General features: G+C 66.0%; 9 protein-coding genes. 7 read left to right on the top strand and 2 right to left on the bottom strand.

The genetic code is table 11. The annotated features are described in order from the left end of the window. On the top strand, positions 1-1,765 hold a 1,765-nt coding region (locus C5F48_RS21060), incomplete at its 5' end, for a DNA translocase FtsK (protein ID WP_258186546.1). Between the two features lie 83 nt (positions 1,766-1,848). Then, the gene (locus tag C5F48_RS21055; protein ID WP_107665734.1) at positions 1,849-2,451 is read left to right on the top strand and encodes a LolA family protein; all 603 of its coding nucleotides are present in this window, start codon (positions 1,849-1,851) and stop codon (positions 2,449-2,451) included. A gap of 84 nt (positions 2,452-2,535) precedes the next feature. Here the strand turns inward: C5F48_RS21055 and C5F48_RS21050 are convergent, their stop codons facing one another. Then, the gene (locus tag C5F48_RS21050; RefSeq protein WP_107665733.1) at positions 2,536-3,117 is read right to left on the bottom strand and encodes a transglycosylase SLT domain-containing protein; all 582 of its coding nucleotides are present in this window, start codon (positions 3,115-3,117) and stop codon (positions 2,536-2,538) included. Between the two features lie 314 nt (positions 3,118-3,431). Between C5F48_RS21050 and hspQ the strand changes: the two genes are divergently transcribed. Further along, on the top strand, positions 3,432-3,758 hold the full coding sequence (hspQ, locus tag C5F48_RS21045) for a heat shock protein HspQ (RefSeq protein WP_107665736.1): 327 nt from the start codon (positions 3,432-3,434) through the stop codon (positions 3,756-3,758). Between the two features lie 117 nt (positions 3,759-3,875). Here the strand turns inward: hspQ and C5F48_RS21040 are convergent, their stop codons facing one another. Then, positions 3,876-4,220, bottom strand: a complete 345-nt coding sequence (locus tag C5F48_RS21040; RefSeq protein ID WP_107665735.1) for an ArsR/SmtB family transcription factor — start codon at positions 4,218-4,220, stop codon at positions 3,876-3,878. A 230-nt stretch (positions 4,221-4,450) separates the two neighbouring features. Here C5F48_RS21040 and C5F48_RS21035 point away from each other — a divergent pair, with 230 nt between their 5' ends. The 4 genes from C5F48_RS21035 (at position 4,451) to C5F48_RS21020 (ending at position 6,485) form a co-directional block, all read left to right on the top strand. Next, the gene (locus tag C5F48_RS21035; protein WP_107665732.1) at positions 4,451-4,786 is read left to right on the top strand and encodes an AtpZ/AtpI family protein; all 336 of its coding nucleotides are present in this window, start codon (positions 4,451-4,453) and stop codon (positions 4,784-4,786) included. Between the two features lie 46 nt (positions 4,787-4,832). Continuing rightward, positions 4,833-5,579, top strand: a complete 747-nt coding sequence (locus C5F48_RS21030; RefSeq protein ID WP_107665731.1) for a F0F1 ATP synthase subunit A — start codon at positions 4,833-4,835, stop codon at positions 5,577-5,579. Positions 5,580-5,627: 48 nt separating this feature from the next. Continuing rightward, positions 5,628-5,864: a F0F1 ATP synthase subunit C gene (locus C5F48_RS21025; protein WP_107665730.1), complete on the top strand. Its 237-nt coding sequence runs from the start codon at positions 5,628-5,630 to the stop codon at positions 5,862-5,864. A gap of 75 nt (positions 5,865-5,939) precedes the next feature. Next, entirely contained in the window at positions 5,940-6,485 is a 546-nt protein-coding gene (locus C5F48_RS21020) for a F0F1 ATP synthase subunit B' (protein WP_107665729.1), read from the top strand. The last annotated feature ends 51 nt before the right edge of the window (positions 6,486-6,536 follow it).

The following is a 6,536-nucleotide window of genomic DNA, read 5'->3' as shown; positions in this document are numbered from 1 at the left end:
GCCGCCGCGGCTGCACGGCGCCTCGCATGAGGACGAGCTGCCGCTGGAGGATCAGGTCGAGGACGCCCTCTGGCAGGAGCACGAGGATTTCGACGACGACAGCGACTGGGTGCTCGACCCCGCGCCCGAGGTCGAACAGCCGCGCCTCACCGCGCAGAAGCAGGTGGTTCAGCCGCCGGTGAAGGCTCCGGCGCCGCCCGCGCGTCCGGCCGCGGTCGACCCCAAGCCGCGCCCGCGCTTCGAGGAGCGTCAGGTGGACTACGAACTGCCGCCGCTGGAGCTGCTGTCCAACCCCGCCAACATCGTGCGCAACCCGCTCTCGGTCGAGGCGCTGGAAGACAATGCGCGGATGCTGGAATCGGTGCTCGAGGATTACGGCGTGAAGGGCGAGATCGTCTCGGTCCGCCCCGGCCCCGTCGTCACCATGTATGAACTCGAACCCGCGCCGGGCCTGAAGGCCAGCCGCGTCATCGGTCTGGCCGATGACATCGCCCGCTCGATGTCCGCCCTCTCCGCCCGCGTCTCCACCGTCCCGGGCCGCACCGTGATCGGCATCGAACTGCCCAACGCCACCCGCGAGAAGGTCGTCCTGCGCGAGATCCTCTCGGCCCGCGACTTCGGCGACTCGGCGATGAAGCTGCCGCTGGCGCTCGGCAAGGACATCGGGGGCGAGCCGATCATCGCCAACCTCGCCAAGATGCCCCACCTCCTGATCGCCGGCACCACCGGCTCGGGCAAGTCGGTCGCGATCAACACCATGATCCTCAGCCTGCTCTACAAGCTGACGCCCGAGGAATGCCGCCTGATCATGATCGACCCGAAGATGCTCGAACTCAGCGTCTACGACGGCATCCCGCACCTCCTCTCCCCCGTTGTCACCGACCCCAAGAAGGCGGTCGTCGCCCTGAAATGGGTCGTGGGCGAGATGGAGGAGCGCTACCGCAAGATGTCGAAACTCGGCGTCCGCAACATCGAGGGCTACAACGGCCGCGTCCGCGAGGCGCTGGACCGCGGCGAGATGTTCAAGCGCACCATCCAGACCGGCTTCGACGAGGACACCGGCGAGCCCGTCTTCGAGACCGACGAATACCAGCCCGTCACCATCCCCTATATCGTGGTGGTGGTCGACGAGATGGCCGACCTGATGATGGTCGCCGGCAAGGAGATCGAGGCCTGCATCCAGCGCCTCGCCCAGATGGCCCGCGCCTCGGGCATCCACCTGATCATGGCCACCCAGCGCCCCTCGGTCGATGTCATCACCGGCACGATCAAGGCCAACTTCCCCACCCGGATCTCCTTCCAGGTCACCTCCAAGATCGACAGCCGCACCATCCTGGGCGAGCAGGGGGCCGAGCAGCTTCTGGGCATGGGCGACATGCTCTACATGGCCGGCGGCGCCAAGATCACCCGCATCCACGGCCCCTTTGTCTCCGACGAGGAGGTCGAGGAGATCGTCAACCACCTCAAATCCTTCGGCCCGCCCACCTACCAGTCCGGCGTCGTCGAGGGGCTGGAGGAGGACAAGGCAGATGACATCGACCTCGTGCTCGGTCTCGGCGGCGGCGATGGCGGCGAGGATGCGCTCTACGATCAGGCGGTCGCCGTGGTCGCCAAGGACCGCAAGTGCTCCACCTCCTACATCCAGCGCAAGCTGGGCATCGGCTACAACAAGGCCGCGCGCCTCGTCGAGCAGATGGAGGAGAACAACGTGGTCACCCCGGCGAACCACGTCGGCAAGCGCGAGATCCTGCTGCCCGAACATTGAGACAGGGGCATTGAAACACGCCTCGCCGCAACGTGACGCGGCGGGGGGTGCGGAACCGGAGGCCAGCGATTAGGTTGAGCAGCATGAACCCTTTACGCTTCCTCCTGGCGCCCGCCGCCGTCTTCGCCCTCGCGCTGCCTGCGGCAGCCGAGAAGATCCCCCTTGGCCAGCTGTCGCAATACCTGAACCAGCTGACCACCGCCGTGTCGGATTTCACCCAGGTGAATTCCGACGGCTCGATCTCCACCGGCAAGCTCTACATCAAGCGGCCGGGCCGGGTGCGTTTCGAATATGCGCCGCCCGACCCGAATCTGGTGATGGCGGGCGGCGGTCAGGTGGCGATCTTCGATTCGAAATCGAACCAGCCGCCCGAGCAATACCCGCTCAGCCGCACCCCGCTCAGCCTGATCCTCGCCGAGAACGTCAATCTCGGGCAGGCGCGCATGGTGGTCGGCCACAGCGAGGATGGCGCCGCGACCCGCGTCCGGGCTCAGGACCCGCAGCATCCGGAATACGGCACGATCGAGATGGTCTTCACCGCCAACCCGGTGGAGCTGCGCCAATGGGTCATCACCGATGACGCGGGCGGCCAGACCACCGTGATCCTGGGCGAATTGAAGAAGGGCGGCGACCTGCCCGCCTCGCTGTTCAGCGTCGCCGCCGAGGAACGCAAGCGCGGGCGCTGACAGCCTGCCACCAGAACGCAAGAGCGGGCCCACAGGCCCGCCGCCGACAGGGAGATGCGGGCGCAAAGAGCGCCCGCCGCACTCTCAGCGCCGGCAGGAGGCCAGCTGCGCGCGGTACAGCGCCTCGCGCTGACCGACCCGCTGCGCCACGGCGACGAGCCAGGGCTTGCCGTTGTAGCTGCCGCGGGCATAGCCGGTGCGGCCCTCGTGATAGGCCAGATACTGGTTCTGCGCGTCCTGCTTCGAGATCCCCAGCCGCTGGTTGCTCTGGTGCATGTACCAGCCCATGAAATCGGTGGCGTCCTGGATCCGGTCGCGGCGGGCGCGGCGGGCGCGCTGCTCTTCCTGGTATTCCTCCCAGGTGCCGTCCAGCGCCTGGCTGTAGCCATAGGCCGAGCTTTGCCGCCCCATCGGGATGATGCCCAGCACGAACTGGTGCGGGGTGCGGGCATTGCCGATGAATTTCGATTCCTGGTGGATCGTCGCCATCTGCACCGAAACGGGGATGCCCCATTTGCGCTCGGTTGCCCGCATGGCCCGGAAGTATTGCGGCCGTTCCGCGACGATGCTGCAGGCGTTCTCCAGATCGCGCGGGGCCTCGTAAGAGCCGCCCCCGCAGGATGCCAGGAAAACCATCAGGATCGACGCACGGAGAAGTCTGCTCATCTGCCCCTCGCACGTTCTGTTTTGCGGATAAGGATAGGGCAAAGCGCCGGGAGGGGAAATGGCAAGCGGGTCCGCCCGCATCAGAAAAACGCGAGCGGAGGCCTTCCCGCCTTGCGATTTCCGCCATTTCGGCGGATATGCACCGCTTCGCGCGCCCCGGTCACGGCGCGGGCCCCGGCGCAGCGCCGCACGGAGCCGTCACGCGACCCGGGCCGCCGGAAGGGCGGCCCCGACAGTTTCCGCAGCCCGCTCGCCTCGGCAGTGGACAATTGCGGCGGCACAGGAATAATGGCGGAGATTGGGATCTGCAGATGATGTTGAAGACACAGGCCAAGTACCATCTCGGGCAGGTGCTCCGTCATCGGAAGCACCCGTTCCGCGGCGTCGTCTTCGATGTCGACGCGATGTTCGCCAATACCGAGGAATGGTACGAGGCCATTCCCGAAGACAGCCGTCCGTCGCGCGACCAGCCGTTCTACCACCTCCTGGCCGAGAACGAGCAGAGCTACTACGTCGCTTACGTCTCGGAACAGAACCTGGTGCCGGACGAGACCGGCGAGCCCGTCGACCACCCCGACCTCGCCGACCTGTTCGGCGATTTCGAGGATGGCCGCTACCCGCTGCAGTTCCAGCTGAACTGAGCCTTTCGGATCGACCGCGGGCCCACGCCCGGCGGCCTTCCGCTGTCACCTTGCACAAATATCCTCGGGAGGTCCGGAGGGCAGACAGCCCTCCGGGGCCAGCCAATGGCGCGCGGCTCAGGCCGCCGGCGCCTCCGGCTCCTCGCGCAGCTCCTGTTCCAGGAAGCGCTCGAAGGCGTCGAGGTTCACCGGCTCGAACTGGCCGAAGCCCTGCATCCAGACTGTCGCCGCCCGCAGCGCGTCCGGCTCCAGCTTGCACCATTTCACCCGGCCACGCTTCTCCTGGGTGATCAGCCCGGCCTCGGCCAGCACCTGCAGATGCTTCGAGATCGCCGCCAGCGACATGGCGAAGGGCTCCGCCACGTCGGTCACCGCCATGTCATCCTCCAGCAGCATCGCCAGGATGGCGCGGCGCGTCGGGTCGGCGAGGGCGGCGAAGATGATGTCGAGCGGATGGGCCATGCCGGCAGTCTTGGCCCGCCGCCAGAGCATCGTCAACCGCGGGGTTGAATGTGCGGCAGGCTCCCGAACCCGCGCCAAAGCCCGCCCGCCGCAGTTAAGATCACCTTAATGCCGCTCGGAAAACCAAGCGAAATCAACAATCTACCTGCATTTTCACGCGTGAAATCCCCTGCTTGACTCGGTCTGCCCCCTTCCGTAGGTATCCCCCGACTGTCGAAGGGACGCATCCGATGCCGGAAGACCCCGATCCTGACCGGTTGCGCGCCCTCGAGGCCCGCATCGCCAAGGTGAAAGGCGCCGCACCGGCCGGACGGGCCTCGACGGGCAACGGATTTTCGCAGGGTGAGTTGGCCTGGCGGATGGTGATCGAACTGGTCTCCGGCATGCTGCTGGGTCTGTCGATCGGATACGGGCTGGACTGGGTGTTCGGCACGATGCCCATCTTCCTCGTGATCTTCGCCGTGCTGGGGTTCATCGCCGGGATAAAGACCATGCTGCGGACATCGCAGCAGATGGCGACGGACCAGGACAAAGCGGCAGGCAAGCCTGCAAAGTTAGGGGACTGAAGTGGAACACGAAGTCGGCGCTGCCTCTGGTTTCTCCATCCATCCGATGGATCAGTTCGTCGTGAAGAAGTTCTTCTGCACGCCGGAAGACGCCTCGGTCGTGCTGAACGAGTGCACCCGCAACATCCACTGGTACGACATCACCAACGTGACCGTCTGGATGGCCGTGGCCGTGCTGGTGATCGCCGCGCTCTTGGTGCTCGGCACCCGTCGCCGCGCCATCGTCCCCTCGCGCAGCCAGTCGGTCGCCGAGATGCTCTACGGTTTCGTCTACAACATGGTCGAGGAAGTGACCGGCCACGAGGGGGTGAAGTACTTCCCCTATGTGATGACGCTGTTCCTCTTCATCCTCTTCGCCAACCTGCTGGGCCTGCTGCCGCTCGCCTTCACCACGACGAGCCACCTGGCCGTCACCGTGACGCTGGCGATGATGGTGTTCCTCGGCGTGACCATCCTCGGTTTCGTCAAGCATGGCGTCGGTTTTCTCGGCATGTTCTGGGTCACCTCGGCGCCGCTGGCGATCCGGCCGATCCTGGCGCTGATCGAGGTGATCTCGTACTTCGTCCGGCCGGTCAGCCACTCCATCCGTCTTGCGGGCAACCTGATGGCCGGCCATGCCGTCATCAAGGTGATCGCCGGCTTCGCCACCCTGGCCGTCGCCTCGCCGGTGGTCATCGGCGCCGTGACCGCGATCTACGGCCTCGAGCTGCTGGTCGCCGTCGTGCAGGCCTACGTCTTCACCATTCTGACCTGCGTCTACCTTCGTGACGCGGTGGGCGACAACCACCACTAAGGTCCGATCCTCAACCAACCAATCCACATTCCATAAGGAGCTAAAGCTATGGAAGGCGAACTCGCAGAAATGGGCAAGTACATCGGTGCAGGTCTGGCCGCTTTCGGTCTGGGCGGTGCGGGCATCGGTGTGGGCAACATCGCGGGGAATTTCCTCGCCGGCGCCCTGCGCAACCCCTCGGCCGCTCCCGGCCAGACCGCGACCCTCTTCGTCGGCATCGCGTTTGCCGAAGCGCTCGGGATCTTCTCGTTCCTGATCGCCCTGCTCCTGATGTTCGCAGTCTGAGACTCGGGCCTTTGCTTTCGACCGCACGCGCCCCGGCGCGTGCGGTCAGGTCTATAGCGGTTCAGGAGAACGACAATGGCGGCTGAAACGCCTGATATGCTTGATGCCGTCGGCCATGGCGGTGCGGAAGCCGTTGGCATGCCGCAGCTGAATATGGAAACCTGGGCGAACCAGATCTTCTGGCTTCTGGTCACTCTGGTCGCGATCTACTTCCTCTTGACGCGGATCGTCCTGCCCCGGATCGGGGCGGTGCTGGCCGAACGTCGGGGCACGATCACCAACGATCTGGCCGCGGCGGAAGAGCTGAAGCAGAAGGCCGTTCTGGCCGAGAAAGCCTATAACGAGGCCCTGGCGCGGGCGCGGACCGAGGCGGCGACCATCGTCGCCGAGGCGAAGGCCGCGATCCAGAAGGATCTCGATGTTGCGCTGGCCGAGGCCGATGCCGAGATTTCGGCGCGTTCCGCCGAGTCGGAGAAGCGGATCGCCGAGATCCGGGCCGGCGCGCTGGAAAGCGTGACCGAGGTGGCGCGCGATACCGCGCAGGAAATCGTCGCGGCCTTCGGCGGCTCGACGGATGCCAGCAGTGTCGAAGCGGCGGTCGCCGCGCGGATGAAAGGCTGAGCCGATGAAAAAGCTGATGATCCTGTTGAGCCTGACCGCCACCCCGGCGCT

This window comes from Cereibacter changlensis JA139, from assembly GCF_003034985.1.
GTDB lineage: Bacteria > Pseudomonadota > Alphaproteobacteria > Rhodobacterales > Rhodobacteraceae > Cereibacter > Cereibacter changlensis.
Note: the sequence above shows the minus strand (reverse complement) of the source record. Positions and strands in the feature narration are given on the sequence as shown.